This is a genomic window from Actinacidiphila sp. bgisy167, assembly GCF_057707665.1.
The window spans coordinates 1-16737 of the sequence record NZ_JBYIQP010000026.1 but is presented as its reverse complement, the minus strand read 5'-3'; the positions used below and the strand labels follow the sequence as shown (position 1 = coordinate 16737).

The 16737-nt window shown below is 73.2% G+C and carries 16 protein-coding genes and 1 pseudogene; 9 read left to right on the top strand and 8 right to left on the bottom strand.

Annotated elements, in window-relative coordinates:
- Nucleotides 1-137: 137 nt before the first annotated feature.
- Nucleotides 138-971 (bottom strand): purine-nucleoside phosphorylase, encoded by an 834-nt coding sequence (locus AC3ET4_RS13020; RefSeq protein ID WP_431948879.1) that lies wholly within the window; start codon nt 969-971, stop codon nt 138-140.
- 253 nt (nt 972-1224) lie between these two features.
- A complete protein-coding gene (locus tag AC3ET4_RS13015; protein WP_431948878.1) occupies nt 1225-1662 on the bottom strand; it encodes a gamma-glutamylcyclotransferase family protein in 438 nt (145 codons plus the stop codon).
- A gap of 63 nt (nt 1663-1725) precedes the next feature.
- Between AC3ET4_RS13015 and AC3ET4_RS13010 the strand changes: the two genes are divergently transcribed.
- Together AC3ET4_RS13010 and AC3ET4_RS13005 are read left to right on the top strand one after the other, a co-directional pair.
- Nucleotides 1726-3174, top strand: a complete 1449-nt coding sequence (locus AC3ET4_RS13010) for an NAD(P)H-quinone dehydrogenase (protein WP_431948877.1) — start codon at nt 1726-1728, stop codon at nt 3172-3174.
- A 190-nt stretch (nt 3175-3364) separates the two neighbouring features.
- Entirely contained in the window at nt 3365-4354 is a 990-nt protein-coding gene (locus tag AC3ET4_RS13005; protein ID WP_431948939.1) for a DeoR/GlpR family DNA-binding transcription regulator, read from the top strand.
- Nucleotides 4355-4445: 91 nt separating this feature from the next.
- Here the strand turns inward: AC3ET4_RS13005 and AC3ET4_RS13000 are convergent, their stop codons facing one another.
- Nucleotides 4446-6218 carry an acetyl/propionyl/methylcrotonyl-CoA carboxylase subunit alpha gene (locus AC3ET4_RS13000; protein WP_431948876.1) on the bottom strand — a complete coding sequence of 591 codons (1773 nt, stop codon included), beginning with the start codon at nt 6216-6218 and terminating at the stop codon, nt 4446-4448.
- Nucleotides 6219-6593: 375 nt separating this feature from the next.
- Between AC3ET4_RS13000 and AC3ET4_RS12995 the strand changes: the two genes are divergently transcribed.
- Entirely contained in the window at nt 6594-7055 is a 462-nt protein-coding gene (locus AC3ET4_RS12995; RefSeq protein ID WP_431948875.1) for a hypothetical protein, read from the top strand.
- Between the two features lie 60 nt (nt 7056-7115).
- Here AC3ET4_RS12995 and AC3ET4_RS12990 read toward each other — a convergent pair whose 3' ends face one another.
- From AC3ET4_RS12990 to AC3ET4_RS12975, 4 genes are all read right to left on the bottom strand, one after another.
- Nucleotides 7116-7727: a nucleoside triphosphate pyrophosphatase gene (locus AC3ET4_RS12990; protein ID WP_431948874.1), complete on the bottom strand. Its 612-nt coding sequence runs from the start codon at nt 7725-7727 to the stop codon at nt 7116-7118.
- Nucleotides 7728-7741: 14 nt separating this feature from the next.
- Nucleotides 7742-7873 (bottom strand): morphogenic membrane protein MmpB, encoded by a 132-nt coding sequence (gene mmpB / locus AC3ET4_RS12985; protein ID WP_431948873.1) that lies wholly within the window; start codon nt 7871-7873, stop codon nt 7742-7744.
- A gap of 144 nt (nt 7874-8017) precedes the next feature.
- The gene (locus AC3ET4_RS12980; RefSeq protein ID WP_431948872.1) at nt 8018-8224 is read right to left on the bottom strand and encodes an acyl-CoA carboxylase epsilon subunit; all 207 of its coding nucleotides are present in this window, start codon (nt 8222-8224) and stop codon (nt 8018-8020) included.
- 15 nt (nt 8225-8239) lie between these two features.
- Nucleotides 8240-9829 (bottom strand): acyl-CoA carboxylase subunit beta, encoded by a 1590-nt coding sequence (locus tag AC3ET4_RS12975; RefSeq protein ID WP_431948871.1) that lies wholly within the window; start codon nt 9827-9829, stop codon nt 8240-8242.
- 218 nt (nt 9830-10047) lie between these two features.
- Between AC3ET4_RS12975 and AC3ET4_RS12970 the strand changes: the two genes are divergently transcribed.
- The 6 genes and pseudogenes from AC3ET4_RS12970 to hutH all read left to right on the top strand — a co-directional run bounded on the left by AC3ET4_RS12970 (nt 10048) and on the right by hutH (nt 16266).
- Nucleotides 10048-10890, top strand: coding sequence for a biotin--[acetyl-CoA-carboxylase] ligase (locus AC3ET4_RS12970; RefSeq protein ID WP_431948870.1), 843 nt, complete (start codon nt 10048-10050; stop codon nt 10888-10890).
- A 91-nt stretch (nt 10891-10981) separates the two neighbouring features.
- Nucleotides 10982-12130: an adenylate/guanylate cyclase domain-containing protein gene (locus AC3ET4_RS12965; protein ID WP_431948869.1), complete on the top strand. Its 1149-nt coding sequence runs from the start codon at nt 10982-10984 to the stop codon at nt 12128-12130.
- Between the two features lie 65 nt (nt 12131-12195).
- Nucleotides 12196-12432, top strand: a pseudogene (locus AC3ET4_RS12960) (adenylate/guanylate cyclase domain-containing protein); the annotation flags it as partial.
- Between the two features lie 69 nt (nt 12433-12501).
- Nucleotides 12502-13305 (top strand): enoyl-CoA hydratase/isomerase family protein, encoded by an 804-nt coding sequence (locus AC3ET4_RS12955; protein ID WP_431948868.1) that lies wholly within the window; start codon nt 12502-12504, stop codon nt 13303-13305.
- Between the two features lie 102 nt (nt 13306-13407).
- Nucleotides 13408-14559, top strand: a complete 1152-nt coding sequence (locus AC3ET4_RS12950) for a GGDEF domain-containing protein (RefSeq protein ID WP_431948867.1) — start codon at nt 13408-13410, stop codon at nt 14557-14559.
- Between the two features lie 141 nt (nt 14560-14700).
- On the top strand, nt 14701-16266 hold the full coding sequence (hutH, locus tag AC3ET4_RS12945) for a histidine ammonia-lyase (RefSeq protein WP_431948938.1): 1566 nt from the start codon (nt 14701-14703) through the stop codon (nt 16264-16266).
- 75 nt (nt 16267-16341) lie between these two features.
- Here hutH and AC3ET4_RS12940 read toward each other — a convergent pair whose 3' ends face one another.
- Nucleotides 16342-16632 (bottom strand): hypothetical protein, encoded by a 291-nt coding sequence (locus AC3ET4_RS12940; protein ID WP_431948866.1) that lies wholly within the window; start codon nt 16630-16632, stop codon nt 16342-16344.
- Between the last annotated feature and the right edge of the window lie 105 nt (nt 16633-16737).

Genomic DNA, 16737 nt, shown 5'->3' with positions numbered 1-16737 from the left:
GGGCGGGGCGTGTGGCACGGTCGCCTCCGGCCGGGCGGCGGAGCCGGCCGCGGCGGCGAGCGCCGCTCCCCACCTCCCCGTGTGGGGTGCCTTCCCTCACCAGAGTGAGGGCACCCTCGAACTCGCGCGCGGGGTGGTCAGATCCGCTTGAGCACCTGGGCGAGCAGGCTGCCCATCCGGGCGGCTGAGTCGCGGCCCGCCTCCAGGACCTCCTCGTGGTTCAGCGGCTCGCCCGTCATGCCGGCGGCGAGGTTGGTCACCAGGGAGATGCCGAGCACCTCGGCGCCCGCCTCGCGGGCGGCGATGGCCTCCAGCGCGGTGGACATGCCGACGAGGTCGCCGCCGATGGCCCGCACCATGTTGATCTCGGCCGGGGTCTCGTAGTGCGGGCCGGGGAGCTGGACGTAGACGCCCTCCTCCAGGGAGGGGTCGATCTCCTTGCACAGGGCACGCAGACGCGGCGAGTACAGGTCGGTGAGGTCGACGAAGTTGGCGCCGACGATCGGCGAGGTGGCCGTCATGTTGATGTGGTCGCCGATCAGCACGGCCTGGCCGGGGCGGTAGGTGGGGCGCAGCCCGCCGCAGCCGTTGGTCAGGACGACGGTCTTGCAGCCGGCGGCGACGGCGGTGCGCACGCCGTGCACGACGGTGGCGACTCCGTGGCCCTCGTAGTAGTGGTTGCGGCCGAGGTAGACCAGCGCCCGCTTGTCGCCGATCCGCACGGAACGCACGGTGCCGGAGTGTCCCGCCACGGCGGGCGGCGGGAAGCCCGGCAGTTCGGTCACCGCGAACTCGTACTCGGCCTCGCCGAGGGCGTCGGCGGCCGGCACCCATCCGGAGCCCATGACCAGGGCGACGTCGTGGGTCTCGCCGCCGGTCAGTTCGCGCAGGCGGGCGGCGGCGGCCGTGGCGGCGGCGTACGGGTCGCCCAGCGGGGTGCGGGCGGCGGGGGGAGTTGCGGAAGAGTTCACGCGCATGAGAGTAGCCGGTTATCTCCTACGCGCGTAGACGCTCCGGGTCACGGTCTGCGAAATTTCAGAGAATCCGCCGGTTGACTGCCCGCGCGGGGGCCTGGGAGGGCCGTCACGCCGCGCCATGGGCGCCCGGCCGGGCCGGCCTGATCCGGGGTGCGACGAGGTGCCGCACGCGGCGCTGCCGCGGTGTCCTCCGCGGCACCGCGCGCCCTGCCGCGCGTTCCGGCGCGCGCGGTCGTGCCGAACGCCGTCAGCAGGGCCGCTTGCGCAGCTCCATGACGTAGTCGTGCGGGGCGCCCGCCGACTCGGCCGCGTCCGCGATCTCGCCGAGATAGCGCGCCGACGGCAGTCCGCCCTCGTAGTCGTTGAGGACGTAGATCCATGCGGGCAGGTCGCCGTCGAGGGTGTGCACCCGCACCATGTGGCGCCGGTAGATCCCCAGTGGGACGCCCTCCCAGCGGTCCACCGCCTCCTCGTCGACCGGGGCGATGTCGTAGAGCCCGACGAAGACCTGGTGCAGCGGGTCCTCCACCAGGGTGGCGAGCGCGCCCTCCCAGCCCATCTGCTCGCCGCCGAAGGTCAGCCGCCAGCCGCTGAGCCAACCGGTGCCGCGCAGGGGGGAGTGCGGGGCGCGGCGCGTCATCAGCCGGGCGTCGAGGTTGCCGGCGTAGGCGGCGTAGAGCGACATGGACACGAGAGTACGACAGGGGGACGCCGCCCCCGTAAGTGATCAGTTGGCGCGTGCGGGACAATGGGGTACGTGACTCGGATCGTGATCATTGGTGGCGGACCCGGCGGATACGAAGCGGCCCTGGTGGCCAGCCAGCTGGGTGCGGAGGTGACGGTCGTCGACTGCGACGGCCTGGGCGGGGCTTCGGTGCTCACCGACTGCGTCCCGTCGAAGACCCTGATCGCGACAGCTGAGGTGATGACCACCTTCGACTCCTCGTACGAGGAACTCGGCATCATCGTGGCGGACGACACACCGCCCACCGAGAAGGCCGCCCGCGTCGTCGGTGTCGACCTCGGCAAGGTCAACCGGCGCGTCAAGCGCCTCGCGCTCGCCCAGTCCCACGACATCACCGCCTCCGTCACCCGCGCGGGCGCCCGCGTGATGCGCGGCCGCGGCCGGCTGGAGGGCATGCAGGCGATCGACGGCTCCCGCACCGTCGTCGTCGAGGCGGCCGACGGCAGTACGGAGACCCTCACCGCCGACGCCGTGCTGATCGCCACGGGCGGCCGCCCCCGTGAGCTGCCCGACGCGAAGCCGGACGGCGAGCGGATCCTGAACTGGACCCAGGTCTACGACCTGGAGGAGCTCCCCGAGGAGCTCATCGTGGTCGGCTCGGGCGTGACCGGCGCCGAGTTCGCCGGCGCGTACCAGGCGCTCGGCTCCAAGGTGACGCTCGTCTCCTCACGCGACCGCGTCCTGCCGGGCGAGGACCCGGACGCCGCCGCCGTCCTGGAGGACGTCTTCCGCCGCCGCGGCATGAACGTCATGGCCCGTTCCCGCGCCGAGGCCGTCAAGCGGGTCGGCGACCGCGTCGAGGTCACCCTCTCCGACGGGCGTGTGATCACCGGCAGCCACTGCCTCATGGCGGTCGGCGCGATACCGAACACCGCCGCCATGGGTCTGGAGGGCGCGGGCGTCAAGCTGAAGGAGTCCGGCCACATCTGGACGGACAAGGTCTCCCGCACCTCGGCCCCCGGCGTGTACGCGGCGGGCGACGTCACGGGCGTGTTCGCGCTCGCCTCGGTCGCCGCCATGCAGGGCCGGATCGCGATGTACCACTTCCTGGGCGAGACAGTCGGCCCGCTCAACCTCAAGACGGTCTCCTCCAACGTCTTCACCGACCCCGAGATCGCCACCGTCGGCTACACCCAGGCCGACGTCGACGCGGGCCTGATCGACGCACGGGTCGTCAAACTCCCGCTGCTGCGCAACCCGCGGGCCAAGATGCAGGGCATCAGGGACGGCTTCGTGAAGCTGTTCTGCCGTCCTGGCACCGGCATCGTGGTCGGCGGCGTCGTCGTCTCGCCGCGCGCCAGCGAACTCATCCACCCCATCGCGATCGCGGTCGACAACAATCTGACGGTCGAGCAGATAGCGAACACCTACACGGTCTATCCCTCGCTGTCGGGCTCGATCGCCGAATCCGCGCGGCAGTTGGCCACCCGCAAGGCGGCCGGCGAGCTGTGATCCGCGGCGGCACGTGCCGGGCGGCCGCGTCCGCGCGTGCCCGGCACCGTGACCGGGGATGCATATAGCACGGCACGTCCGCCTCTGCGAACAACTTCTGTTAATCGGTGCAAACTGCTGATAGCAGACGGTCATTGGCGTTACTGTCAGTTTCGTGTTCGCAGCAGAACGTCGCCAATTGATCCTCGAAATGGTGCGTGCCAACGGAGCGGTGTCGCTCCGCGAGCTCGCCCGCGTCGTCCAGACCTCGGAAGTGACCGTACGGCGTGACGTGCGGGCGCTGGAGGCAGAAGGACTGCTCGACCGCCGGCACGGCGGTGCGGTGCTGCCGGGGGGCTTCACCCGGGAGTCCGGCTTCCCGCAGAAATCCCATCTAGCGACCGCGGAGAAGACGGCGATCGCCGATCTCGCGGCAGGTCTCGTCGAGGAGGGCGAGGCCGTCGTCGTCGGCGCCGGCACGACCACCCAGGAGCTGGCGCGCCGGCTCGCCCGGGTGCCGGGTCTGACCGTCGTCACCAACTCCCTGCTGGTGGCGCAGGCCCTGGCGCATGCGAACCGGGTGGAGGTGGTCATGACCGGCGGCACGCTCCGAGGCTCCAACTACGCCCTCGTCGGCAGCGGGGCCGAGCAGTCGCTGCAAGGGCTGCGCGTGTCCCGGGCCTTCCTGTCCGGGGCGGGTCTGACCGCGGAACGCGGGCTGTCGACGTCCAACATGCTCTCCGCCAGCGTCGACCGGGCCCTGGTCCAGGCGGCCGCGGAGGTCGTGGTCCTGGCAGACCACACCAAGCTGGGCACGGACACCATGTTCCAGACGGTGCCCACCGACCTGATCACCCATCTGGTCACGGACGAGCCGCCGGCCGGCGACGACCGCGCCGCCACGGAGCTCCAGGCCCTGGCCGACTGCGGTGTCCAGGTCTCCGTCGCGTCGACGGACTCCGCGGAGTCCGGGATGTCCCACGGCCGGCAGCGGCGGGACATGCCGCCCGTGCCGGGCCCACGGCGCCACCAGCAGCCCTCCGGTCCGTATGCGGGCGGGGCGGCTCCCGGCGAGCCGCGTGCCAGGGCCGCCGGCCAGTCGGTCGGCGGTATGTCGGGGATGTCACCGCTGCGCACCACCCCTCTGAGCGGGGATCAGCAGTCGGCCCGGATCGCCGACCTGGCCCCGCGCAGGCGGTAGCCGCCGGCCCCTGACGGCGAGACGCCGCGGGCCCCGGCCGGACGAGCGGCCGGGACCCGCGGTGTTCGTGCTGCGGTCCGCGAGGGAGAGGTCAGTCCTTGATCTCGCAGAGGAGAGCGCCCGAGGACACGGAGGAACCGATGTCCGCGGTGAGGCCCTTGACGGTGCCGGAGCGGTGGGCGTTGATGGGCTGCTCCATCTTCATCGCCTCGAGCACCACCACCAGGTCGCCCTCGTTGACGTGCTGGCCTTCCTCGACGGCGACCTTGACGATGGTGCCCTGCATCGGGGAGGTCAGGGAGTCGCCGGAGGCGGCCGCGCCGGCCTTCTTGGCGGCGCGGCGCTTGGGGCGGGCGCCGCCGGCGGCGGCGGTACGGGCCAGGGTCATGCCCAGCGAAGCGGGCAGGGAGACCTCCAGGCGCTTGCCGCCGACCTCGACCACCACGGTCTCGCGGCCGGACTCGATGTCCTCCTCGGCGTCGGCCGGGGCGGCGAAGGGCTTGATGTCGTTGACGAACTCGGTCTCGATCCACCGGGTGTGGACGGTGAAGGGACCGGTCTCGCCGTAGACCTCGGGAGCGAACGCCGAGTCGGCGACCACCGCGCGGTGGAACGGGATGGCGGTGGCCATGCCCTCGACCTGGAACTCGGCGAGGGCGCGCGCGGCGCGCTGCAGGGCCTGCTGGCGGGTGGCGCCGGTGACGACGAGCTTGGCGAGCAGGGAGTCCCAGGCCGGGCCGATGACGCTGCCGGCCTCGACGCCTGCGTCCAGCCGGACACCGGGTCCGGTCGGCGGATCGAAACGGGTGACGGTGCCGGGGGCGGGCAGGAAGTTCCGGCCCGGGTCCTCGCCGTTGATGCGGAACTCGAAGGAGTGGCCGCGCATCGGCGGGTCGTCGTAGCCGAGCTCCTCGCCGTCGGCGATGCGGAACATCTCGCGGACCAGGTCGATGCCCGTGACCTCCTCGGTGACCGGGTGCTCGACCTGCAGACGGGTGTTCACCTCCAGGAAGGAGATGGTGCCGTCGGTGCCGACGAGGAACTCGCAGGTGCCGGCGCCGACGTAGCCGGCCTCCTTGAGGATGGCCTTGGACGCCGCGTAGAGCTGGGCGTTCTGCTCCGGGGTCAGGAAGGGCGCGGGGGCCTCCTCCACCAGCTTCTGGTGGCGGCGCTGCAGGGAGCAGTCACGGGTGGAGACGACCACGACGTTGCCGTGGGTGTCCGCCAGGCACTGGGTCTCCACGTGCCTCGGGCGGTCGAGGTAGCGCTCGACGAAGCACTCGCCGCGGCCGAAGGCGGCGACGGCCTCGCGGACGGCCGACTCGTAGAGCTCGGGGACCTCCTCCAGCGTGCGGGCGACCTTCAGGCCGCGTCCGCCGCCGCCGAAGGCGGCCTTGATCGCGATCGGCAGACCGTGCTCACGCGCGAAGGCGACGACCTCCTCGGCGCCCGAGACGGGGTCCGGGGTGCCGGCGACCAGGGGGGCTCCGGCGCGCTGGGCGATGTGCCGCGCGGCGACCTTGTCGCCGAGGTCGCGGATGGCCTGCGGCGGGGGGCCGATCCAGGTGAGCCCGGCGTCCAGGACGGCTTGGGCGAAGTCGGCGTTCTCCGACAGGAAGCCGTAGCCGGGGTGGACGGCGTCGGCCCCGGACTCGGCCGCGGCCGTCAGGACCTTGGAGATGTCCAGGTAACTGGTGGCCGGAGTGTCACCGCCCAGCGCGTACGCCTCGTCGGCCACGCGCACATGCAGCGCGTCCCGGTCGGGCTCCGCGTAGACGGCCACGCTGGCGATCCCGGCATCCCGGCAGGCACGGGCGACGCGGACTGCGATTTCACCGCGGTTGGCGATGAGCACCTTGCGCACGATGGCTCCCTCCTTGAAACAAGCAGAGTTTAGGTACTGGCGACACTTCGTGCCGAGGCACCCCTGGGGGTGAGCTTGCCCACACGGAGGGTGATTCGGGCCCCGCATCGGGACCCGGATGCCTTGGCTTCCTACGGTAAAGCCCTCTTTATCCCGGTGCTTGGAGCCCAGCGGTGTGGGCCCGGTCACCGCCCTCCACCGTGACCGACGGGGCACTGTTTTTGTGGGAACTCCACGAAGGCCCGGGTAAATCTTTGCCGGACTTGCGCCCCATACGGGTGGTGCCGCGCGGACTCTTGCCGCATCTTCTACCCGTTAGTAGCGTGCGCCTCGGGGAATACCGCCGGTAATAGGGGCCTGGGACGGGGAGGCGCAGTGCGCAGAAGTGTCGCCGCGGCGGCGGCCGTGGTGCTGGTCCTGGAGGCCCTGGGCTTCGCCCTCGTCCACTGGATCATGGGCATCGCCGTGCGCCACCAGCAGATGTCCCTGGCCGGGCTCGACCCGGGCGCGATGGCGGCGGGCGCCTGGGCGGCCGGTGTGGCGATGGCGCTCTTCCTCATCGCATGCGCGGCCGTCCTCGTGCGGATGGCGCGCCGCGACCGGGCCCCGGGCCGCGTCGGACGGATCGCCCTCCTGCTGTGCGCGGTGACCCACGGGGTCCTGGGCGCGGCGCTGGCCGCCCCCGTGGGCTGGGCCGCGTACGCGGTGATGATGGTCGTCCTGGGGTTCGTGGTGCTCACCCTCGTGCTCTACGCAGGGCAGACGCCGCAAGCCGTCCGGCGCGACGCGCCCGACGGGAGCACACCCCCGCCGCCCGTCGCCCCCGCGGCGGTGTGAGCCGGGCCGAACCGGCCGGGCCGGGCCCGATGCCGGGCCGCCCGGCGCCGGGCGGTCGGATCAGACCCAGAAGTCGGTGATGCGCAGGTCCAGCTCGGCGAGCAGACGGCGCAGCAGCGGCAGCGAGAGACCGATGACGTTGCCGTGGTCGCCCTCGATGCCCTCGACGAACGGCGCCGAGCGGCCGTCCAGGGTGAACGCGCCGGCCACGTGGAGCGGCTCGCCCGAGGCGACGTAGGCCGCGATCTCGGCGTCGTCCGGGGTGCCGAACCGCACCGTGGTGGAGGCGGTCGCCGAGACCCGGCGGCCGGTGGCGAGATCGATGACGCAGTGCCCGGTGCGCAGCACCCCGTGGCGGCCGCGCATGGACTTCCAGCGGGCCGTGGCGTCCTCGGCGTCGACGGGCTTGCCCAGGGCCTGGCCGTCCAGATCCAGGACGGAGTCGCAGCCGATGACGACCTCGGCGTCGCGGAGCCCCGCGGCGACCGCGGAGGCCTTGGCCTCGGCAAGCACCCGGGCCAGCTCGGCGGGGCTGTCCGCGCTGATCGCGTCCTCGTCCACACCGCTGACGACGACCCGCGGGTCGAGGCCGGCCTGCCGCAGCAGCCCCAGGCGCGCGGGGGAGGCCGAGGCGAGGACGAGCGGACGGGGGGTGCGGCTGCTGTCGGTCATGTGCGCCATCGTAGTCAGCCGTGCCAGGCCACCAGGGCGGTGACCAGGACGACGGCGACGGCGATCAGGAGCATCGCGCGGCGCAGCATCGCCTGCGCCTGCCGCATCTCGTCGGGGGGTTCCTCGGACGGGTCTGACCACAGCATGCCGTCCAGGTTGCGCCCTGGCGGACGCCCGCGCCTGAGTACGGATACTCAGGCGCGGGCAGACCGCCTTGATCAGCCAGGACGTCCCAAGCCGCCCCGGACCGGCCCGGCGTCCGGCGCGGGCCGGCGCGGTCGGCAGGCGGGTCAGTGCGGCCAGTAGGTGGAGCGCCAGGACGCCGGCGCCGGGCGCGGCACCCCGAGGGGGACGTTCCGGGCGGGGGACGCCCACTCGTCGGCCGCGGGCGGACCGTCGGCGGGCCGCGCGGCCGCCGCGGCCCGGGCCTGGACGAGGGCCACGACGGCCGCCAGCTCCTCGGGGGTCGGGTTGCCCCGTTCGACCTTGATCACCATGAGTGGGCGCGCTCCTTACAGGGGGATGTTGCCGTGCTTCTTGGGCGGCAGGCTCTCGCGCTTGTTGCGCAGCGTGCGCAGCGCCTTCACCAGGTGCAGGCGGGTCTCCGAGGGCAGGATGACCGTGTCGACGTAGCCGCGCTCCGCGGCGGTGTAGGGATTGAGCAGGGTGTCCTCGTACTCCTGCATCAGCTGGGCGCGCAGCGCGTCGGCCTCCTGCGGGGAGCCCGCCTCGACCAGGGAGCGGCGGTGCAGGATGTTGACCGCGCCCTGGGCGCCCATGACGGCGATCTGGGCAGTCGGCCAGGCCAGGTTGAGGTCGGCGCCGAGGTGCTTGGAGCCCATGACGTCGTAGGCGCCGCCGAAGGCCTTGCGGGTGATGACGGTGATCAGCGGCACCGTGGCCTCGGCGTACGCGTAGATCAGCTTGGCGCCGCGCCGGATGATGCCGTTCCACTCCTGGTCGGTGCCGGGCAGGAAGCCGGGGACGTCGACGAAGGTGAGGACGGGGATGTTGAAGCTGTCGCAGGTGCGCACGAAGCGCGCCGCCTTCTCGCTGGCGTTGATGTCCAGGCAGCCGGCGAACTGCATCGGCTGGTTGGCGACGACGCCGACCGGGTGGCCCTCGATCCGGCCGAAGCCCGTGACGATGTTGGGCGCGAACAGCGCCTGGGTCTCCAGGAACTCGCCGTCGTCCAGGACGTGCTCGACGACCTGGTGCATGTCGTAGGGCTGGTTCGCCGAGTCCGGGATCAGTGTGTCGAGTTCGAGGTCCTGCGCCGTGACCGCCGGCTCGGCCTCCTGCGGGTAGGCCGGGGCCTCCTGCAGGTTGTTGGACGGCAGGTAGGAGAGCAGCGCCTTGACGTACTCGATGGCGTCCTTCTCGTCCCCGGCCATGTGGTGGGCGTTGCCGGAGACGGTGTTGTGCGAACGGGCTCCGCCCAGCTCCTCGAAGCCGACGTCCTCACCGGTGACGGTCTTGATGACGTCCGGGCCGGTGATGAACATGTGCGAGGTCTGGTCGACCATCACCACGAAGTCGGTGATGGCGGGGGAGTAGACCGCGCCGCCCGCGCAGGGGCCCAGGATGAGCGAGATCTGCGGGATGACGCCGGAGGCGTGGGTGTTGCGGCGGAAGATCTCGCCGTACAGGCCGAGCGAGGTGACGCCCTCCTGGATGCGCGCGCCGCCGGAGTCGTTGATGCCGATGACCGGGCAGCCGGTCTTCAGCGCCCAGTCCATGACCTTGACGATCTTCTCGCCGAAGACCTCGCCGAGCGCGCCGCCGAAGACGGTGAAGTCCTGGGAGAACACCGCCACCGGGCGGCCGTCGACGGTGCCGTAGCCGGTGACGACGCCGTCGCCGTAGGGGCGGTTCTTCTCCAGGCCGAAGGCGGTCGAGCGGTGCCGTGCCAGCTCGTCCAGCTCGACGAAGGAGCCCTCGTCGAGCAGCAGTTCGACACGCTCGCGGGCGGTCAGCTTGCCCTTGGCGTGCTGTTTCTCCACCGCGCGCGCCGAGCCGGCGTGGGTCGCCTCGTGACTGCGGCGGCGCAGGTCCGCCAGCTTGCCCGCGGTGGTGTGGATGTCGATCTCCGGCTCGGCCATGGGGGGCGGCTCTCCTGCTCTCGTCGGGTCGTTTGGGGGGTGTGATGTGACTGGCGGGTAGAACGCTGTTTCCGTAGCGTAACCGCGCGGATGCTGCGTGGTCAGTGCGGCGTTGGACACACCCACTCCCAGGGTCCGCCTTCCCGGCCGCCGCGTCGTCCCGGAGCCGGGCGGGCCGCGTCCGCGGCGATCCGGGGGGCAGACCCTAGGCTGGGATCATGACCTCGAACCGCTGGTCCGACCTGGAGCGGCCACCGCTCAACGCGACCGCCCTGCGCCGCGCGATCGTCACCCCGGAAAGCCTGTGGACCGACCTGGACGTGGTCGACTCCACCGGCTCGACCAACAGCGACCTGGGGGCCCGGGCGCGGCAGGGCGCCGCCGAGGGCGCGGTCCTGGTCGCCGAGGAGCAGTCCGCGGGGCGCGGCCGCCTGGACCGCCGCTGGCAGGCCCCCGCCCGCTCCGGGCTCTTCTTCTCCGTGCTGCTGCGGCCGACCGCCGTTCCGCACCGGCTCTGGGGCTGGCTGCCGCTGCTGGCCGGCGTGGCGACCGCGAGCGCCGTGGCGCGGACGGCGGGCGTGGACACCGGGCTGAAGTGGCCCAACGACGTGCTCGTCACGGTCGGCGGCGAGGAGCGCAAGACCGGCGGCATCCTCGCCGAGCGCGTCGGCGACGACGCCGTGGTCATCGGCATCGGCCTCAACGTCACACTGCGCGAGGCGGAGCTGCCGGTCCCGACCGCCGGCTCACTCGCGCTCGCCGGGGCCGAGGTCACCGACCGCGATCCGCTGCTGCGCGCGGTGCTGCGTTCGCTCGCCGACTGGTACGGCGAGTGGCTGGGCGCCGGCGGCGAGCCGGGCGGCTCCCGGCTGCAGCAGGCGTACGCCGCCGGGTGCGTGACGCTGGGCCGCACCGTGCGGGCCGAACTGCCGGGCGGGGAGACGATCACCGGGCGCGCGGTGGCGGTCGACGACGACGGGCGGCTGGTCGTGGCGACCGGCGAGGGCGAGCGGGCGGTCGGCGCGGGCGACGTCGTCCATGTGCGCCCGGCGGGAGAGTGAGCCAGGCCACACCTGCCGTATTGTTGAGGCGGCAGCCTCCGGCGCGGTGATCGGAAGGGCCGGTGCGCAGGGACCCAGGAGGGGGCGGGCGGTGACCGTGGACGACGCGAGCGGCCTCCCGCCGCAGGAAGAGCCGGGCGGGCCTGACGACGGGCAGCCGGAACGCGAGGAGCGTGAGGAGCCCGAGGAACGGGGCGCTTCCGCCCGCGGGCACGTCCTCGAAGAGGACCCGATCGCGCTCCGCCTGGAACAGCTGATCATCGGCTACGAACGGCACTACACCCCTTTCCAGGCGGCCCGCAGTGCCGGCGTCTCCATGGACCTCGCCGCCCGGTTCTGGCGCGCGATGGGCTTCGCCGACATAGGCCAGGCCCGCGCGCTGACCGAGGCCGACGTCCTGGCGCTGCGGCGGCTGGCCGGTCTGGTCGAGGCGGGACTGATCAGCGAGAGCACGGCGATCCAGGTCGCGCGCTCCACCGGTCAGACCACGGCCCGGCTGGCCGAGTGGCAGACCGACTCCTTCCTGGAGGAGCTGACCGAGCCGCCCGAACCGGGCATGACCCGCGGTGAGGTGGCCTACCCGCTGGTCGAGCTGCTGCTGCCGGAGCTGGAGGAGTTCCTGACGTACGTGTGGCGCCGGCAGCTCGCCGCCGCCACCAGCCGGGTCGTCCGCTCGGACGACGAGGAGGCGGTGGACCGCCGGCTCGCCGTCGGCTTCGCGGACCTGGTGGGCTTCACGCGGCTCACCCGCCGGCTGGAGGAGGAGGAACTCGGCGAGCTGGTGGAGGCGTTCGAGACCACGGCCGCCGACCAGGTGGCCGCGCACGGCGGACGGCTCATCAAGACCCTCGGCGACGAAGTGCTGTTCGTCGCGGACGACGCCGGCACGGCCGCCGAGATCGGCATGCGGCTCATCGAGACGATGAACGGGGACGAGACCATGCCGGCGCTGCGGGTCGGCATGGCCTTCGGCACCGTCACGACCCGCATGGGCGACGTCTTCGGCACCACGGTGAACCTGGCGAGCCGGTTGACCTCGATAGCGCCTCGGGATGCGGTGCTGGTGGACGGTGAGCTGGCGCAGGCGCTCGTCGCGGCGGGCGAGGCGCCCGAGTCGGAGGCGGAGCTCGAGCCCGGGTCGGAGGAGAAGTACCGCTTCGGTCTGCAGCCGATGTGGCGGCGGCCGGTGCGCGGTCTCGGCGTGGTCGAGCCCTGGTTGCTGAACCGCCGGGGCGGCTGAGCGGGCGCGGCCACTAATAAATCGTGGTCGGGGTTCGCGGTCGTCGACGGCGCCAGACCGGCGCCGGCACCACGGTGAACCTGGCGAGCCGGTTGACCTCGATAGCGCCTCGAAATGCGGTGCTGGTGGACGGTGAGCTGGCGCAGGCGCTCGTCGCGGCGGGCGAGGCGCCCGAGTCGGAGGCGGAGCTCGAGCCCGGGTCGGAGGAGAAGTACCGCTTCGGTCTGCAGCCGATGTGGCGGCGGCCGGTGCGCGGTCTCGGCGTGGTCGAGCCCTGGTTGCTGAACCGCCGGGGCGGCTGAGCGGGCGCGGCCACTACGCTGGCCGTCGACGTTCACGATCGTTAACGGCGACCCGGAGGTGGCGGCGCGATGACCGAGCAGCGGTTTGGCGAGTGGGTGGCGGTACGCAGGCACGGTGACGCCGGGCGGGTGGCGGAACTGGTGCTGGACCGGCCCAAGGCGATGAACGCCATCTCGACGGACATGGCCCGGGCGCTCACCGAGGCGTGCGCGGCGCTGTCCGCGGACCGCTCGGTCAGCTGCGTCGTGCTCACCTCCACCCATGAGCGGGCGTTCTGCGTGGGCGCCGACCTCAAGGAGCGCAACTCCTTCACCGACGCCGACCTCGCGCGGCAGCGCCCGCACACGCGGGCCGCCTACACGGGCGTGCTGGAGCTGCCGATGCCCTCGGTGGCCTCGGTGCACGGCTTCGCCCTCGGCGGCGGGTACGAGCTGGCCCTGGCGTGCGACGTGATCGTCGCTGACCCCACGGCCGTCGTCGGGCTGCCCGAGGTCACGGTGGGTGTGATCCCCGGAGGTGGCGGCACGCAGCTGCTGCCGCGCCGGGTGGGTGCGGCGCGGGCGGCGCAGCTGGTCTTCACCGGTCGCCGGGTGCCCGCGGCGGAGGCGCTGGCGCTGGGGCTGGTGGACGTGCTCGCGGAGGAGGGCCAGGACCGCGTGGAGGCGCTGGCACTGGCCGCCACGATCGCGGCCAACTCCCCGGTGGGGCTGCGGGCGGCCAAGCGCGCGCTGCGTCTGGGGCAGGGGGCGGATCTGCGGACCGGGCTGGATGTGGAGGACGCGGCGTGGCGGGCGGTGGCCTTCTCCGGGGATCGTGCCGAGGGCGTCGCGGCGTTCAACGAGAAGCGCGACCCGGTGTGGCCGGGTGAGTGATTGAGCGGGGACACGACCGTGCCGCCGCCGCGTGACGTGCGGGGCCGTGCGACTGTCGCAGACTGGTAGGAAGATCTGCTGGCTGCGACAGGAGACGGGCGCATGAACGGCACCGGCGGGGACGCTCGACTGCGCGCCGTCGCCGAACTCGCGCGGGCGGTGGCGGCGGCGAAGTCGCCGATGGAGGCGGCCGTCGGCGCCGCCTCCTCGGCACGGGTCGCGCTAGGCGGCTCCATGGCGGCGATCTCCCGCTGGGAGCGCGACCGGGGACGGCTGCGGGTCCTGGTCAACGACGGGGACCTGGCGCCGGGGGAGGAGCCGCAACCCGCCGAGGAGGTGTACTCGGTCGCGGACTTCCCGGAGATCGTGGAGTTCCTGCACGCCAAGTGGACCGAGGGCGGTGAGCCGCACGCCTGGATCGAGACCGCCGAGGGTCCGTGCCCGGGCCGTGGCGGTGCCTACTGCCACCAGCGGGTGGCCACGCTGCGGCGGCGGGGCCGCACCTCCTGCGTCATCGCGCCGATCATGCTGCACGGGCTCGCCTGGGGGGAGCTGTACGTCGCCCGGGGCGCCGGACGGCCGGTCTTCGACCGGGACGACGCCGAGTTCGCGACGGTGCTGGCGACCCTCACCGCCGCCGGGATCGCCCAGACCGAACGGCTGGCGGAGGTGCGCCGGCTGGCCTTCAGCGACCCGCTGACCGGGCTGGCCAACCGGCGGGCCGTCGACCAGCGGCTGGAGGAGGCGGTGGAGCGGCACCGTGCCGACGGGACCCCGGTGAGCCTGGTCGTCTGCGACCTCAACGGGCTCAAGCGGGTCAACGACCAGCTCGGTCACGCCGTCGGCGACCGGCTGCTGGTCGGCTTCGGTTCCGTGCTGTCGCTGTGCGGGTCCGCCCTGGAGGGCAGCCTGGTGGCGCGGCTGGGCGGCGACGAGTTCTGCCTGCTCTCGGTCGGGCACAGCGCCGAGGAGGTCGTGGCGGTCGCCGAGGAGCTGTGCGTGCGCGCCAAGTGGCTGGGCCTGGGCGACGGGGTGGCGGTGGGGGTGGCGTCCACGGACGCCGAGATCGGCGTGGTGGCCTCGGGGCGCCGGCTGTTCCGGCTGGCGGACGCGGCCCAGTACCGGGCGAAGGCGCTGCACTCGGTGGAGCCGGTGGTCGCCGGGCGTGGGGCGCCCGAGGACCCGGTGGTCCGCCTGGCCGACCAGCCCGCGGGCCCCGACGTGGAGCGGCGCCGCTTCCGCGGGCGGGACTGAGCGGCGGCCGGGCAGCCGGGTGGCCGGCGTCAGGAGCAGAGCCCGGAAGTCCCCGCCCCGTCGGCGCCCGGGCTGCGCGGAAGAGGTCCGTCCGGCACGTGACAGGTAGCGATACAGTCCGTAGGGTTCGTGAATATGGGTATGCATAGCGTGGTGGTCGAGGCCCACGGGGTCACGGCGGAGGATGTGCTGGCGGTGGCCCGCGACGGTGCGCGGGTGGAGCTGTCCGCGGAGGCGCTGGCCGGGATCGCCGCGGCCCGCGAGGTCGTGGACGCCCTGGCGGCGAAACCGGAGCCGGTGTACGGGGTCTCGACGGGCTTCGGCGCGCTCGCGGTGCGGCACATCAGCCCCGAGCTGCGCGCACAGCTGCAGCGCAGCCTCGTCCGCTCGCACGCCGCCGGCATGGGCCCGCGTGTGGAGCGCGAGGTCGTGCGCGCGCTGATGTTCCTGCGGCTGAAGACCCTGGCCTCCGGACGCACCGGGGTCCGTCCCGTCGTCGCGGAGACGATGGCCTCGCTGCTCAACGCGGGCATCACCCCCGTCGTCCACGAGTACGGCTCCCTGGGCTGCTCCGGCGACCTGGCGCCGCTGTCGCACTGCGCGCTGGTGCTGATGGGCGAGGGCGAGGCGGAGGGCCCCGACGGTGTCGTGCGCCCCGCCGCCGAGCTGCTGGCCGAGCACGGCATCGAGCCCGTCGAGCTGCGCGAGAAGGAGGGCCTGGCCCTCATCAACGGCACCGACGGCATGCTCGGCATGCTCGTCATGGCCATCGAGGACCTGCGCCGGCTGTTCACCGCCGCCGACGTCACCGCCGCGCTGTCGCTGGAGGCGCTGCTGGGCACCGACAAGGTGCTCGCGCCCGAGCTGCACGCGATCCGCCCGCACCCCGGTCAGGCGGCCAGCGCCGAGAACATGCGCCGTGTGCTCGCCGGCTCGGGGCTCACCGGGCACCACCAGGACGACGCCCCGCGGGTGCAGGACGCGTACTCGATCCGCTGCGCCCCGCAGGTGGCCGGCGCGGGCCGGGACACCGTGGCGCACGCCATGACGGTGGCCGACCGCGAGCTGGCCGCCGCCGTCGACAACCCGGTCGTCCTCCTCGGCGACACCGCGGGTGAGGGACGCGTGGAGTCCAACGGCAACTTCCACGGCGCGCCCGTCGCCTATGTGCTGGACTTCCTGGCCATCGCCGCCGCCGACCTCGGCTCCATAGCGGAGCGGCGCACCGACCGGCTGCTGGACAAGAGCCGTTCGCACGGCCTGCCGGCCTTCCTGGCCGACGACCCGGGCGTGGACTCCGGCCTGATGATCGCCCAGTACACGCAGGCCGCGCTGGTCAGCGAGAACAAGCGGCTCGCGGTGCCCGCGTCGGTGGACTCCATCCCCTCCTCGGCGATGCAGGAGGACCACGTCTCGATGGGCTGGTCGGCCGCGCGCAAGTTGCGGCAGTCGGTGGACAACCTCGCCCGGATCATCGCGGTCGAGCTGATGGCCGCCGCCCGTGCCGTCGAGCTGCGTGTGCAGGGCAGCGAGGTTCTGGTGGCCGCCCCGGCGACCCAGGCGGTGCTGAAGGCGGCGCGCGAGGCGGGAGTGGGCGGCCCCGGTCCGGACCGCTTCCTGGCCCCGGATCTGGCGGCGGCGTACGACTTCGTGCGCGGCGGCGCCCTGGTGGCGGCAGCCGAGTCGGTGACCGGCCCGCTCTCCTGAGCCCAAACCCGGACCCGCCCAAACCCGGACCCGCCCGGTCCCGGCCCGCGGGCCGGGACCGGGCGGGAGGGGACTTCAGTGGACGTCGCGGGCGCGACGGCCGGCGTTGATCAGGAGTGCCGCGCCTAGGCCGAGGAAGGCGGTACCGCCGACCAGGTACGGCGTGGTGTCGACGCTTCCGGTGTCCGCCAGATGCTCTTCCTGACCGGTGCCGGACCTGGTCAGGGCGGCGGTGGAGGCGGACGACTGCGCGGTGGTGCTCGCCGTGTGCTCCGCGCTGGCGGACGCGTTGGGCACGAAGTACAGGGCACCCAGGACGGCGGCCGCCGTGACGGCGACGTAGGCGGACGGACGGTGCGAGGTCAACGGATCCCCCAGCGGTTGCGGCGACTTGACCGTGGGAGTCGATGGTAGTGATGCAACCGCCGCGGGGGGAAGTCGGCCCGGGGGGGGGGTTCCCCCCTCCGCCTC

What these genes read in the sequence shown, in the direction of transcription:
- AC3ET4_RS13005 (WP_431948939.1), top strand. Translation starts at nt 3,365, where the DNA reads ATGGTGCGTGCCAACGGAGCGGTGTCGCTCCGCGAGCTCGCCCGCGTC.
- AC3ET4_RS12980 (WP_431948872.1), bottom strand. Translation starts at nt 8,224, where the DNA reads ATGGTGATCAAGGTCGAACGGGGCAACCCGACCCCCGAGGAGCTGGCG.
- hutH (WP_431948938.1), top strand. Translation starts at nt 14,701, where the DNA reads ATGCATAGCGTGGTGGTCGAGGCCCACGGGGTCACGGCGGAGGATGTG.
- AC3ET4_RS12955 (WP_431948868.1), top strand. Translation starts at nt 12,502, where the DNA reads ATGACCGAGCAGCGGTTTGGCGAGTGGGTGGCGGTACGCAGGCACGGT.
- AC3ET4_RS12975 (WP_431948871.1), bottom strand. Translation starts at nt 9,829, where the DNA reads ATGGCCGAGCCGGAGATCGACATCCACACCACCGCGGGCAAGCTGGCG.
- mmpB (WP_431948873.1), bottom strand. Translation starts at nt 7,873, where the DNA reads ATGCTGTGGTCAGACCCGTCCGAGGAACCCCCCGACGAGATGCGGCAG.
- AC3ET4_RS12950 (WP_431948867.1), top strand. Translation starts at nt 13,408, where the DNA reads ATGAACGGCACCGGCGGGGACGCTCGACTGCGCGCCGTCGCCGAACTC.
- AC3ET4_RS13015 (WP_431948878.1), bottom strand. Translation starts at nt 1,662, where the DNA reads ATGTCGCTCTACGCCGCCTACGCCGGCAACCTCGACGCCCGGCTGATG.
- AC3ET4_RS12990 (WP_431948874.1), bottom strand. Translation starts at nt 7,727, where the DNA reads ATGACCGACAGCAGCCGCACCCCCCGTCCGCTCGTCCTCGCCTCGGCC.
- AC3ET4_RS12970 (WP_431948870.1), top strand. Translation starts at nt 10,048, where the DNA reads ATGACCTCGAACCGCTGGTCCGACCTGGAGCGGCCACCGCTCAACGCG.
- AC3ET4_RS13010 (WP_431948877.1), top strand. Translation starts at nt 1,726, where the DNA reads ATGGGGTACGTGACTCGGATCGTGATCATTGGTGGCGGACCCGGCGGA.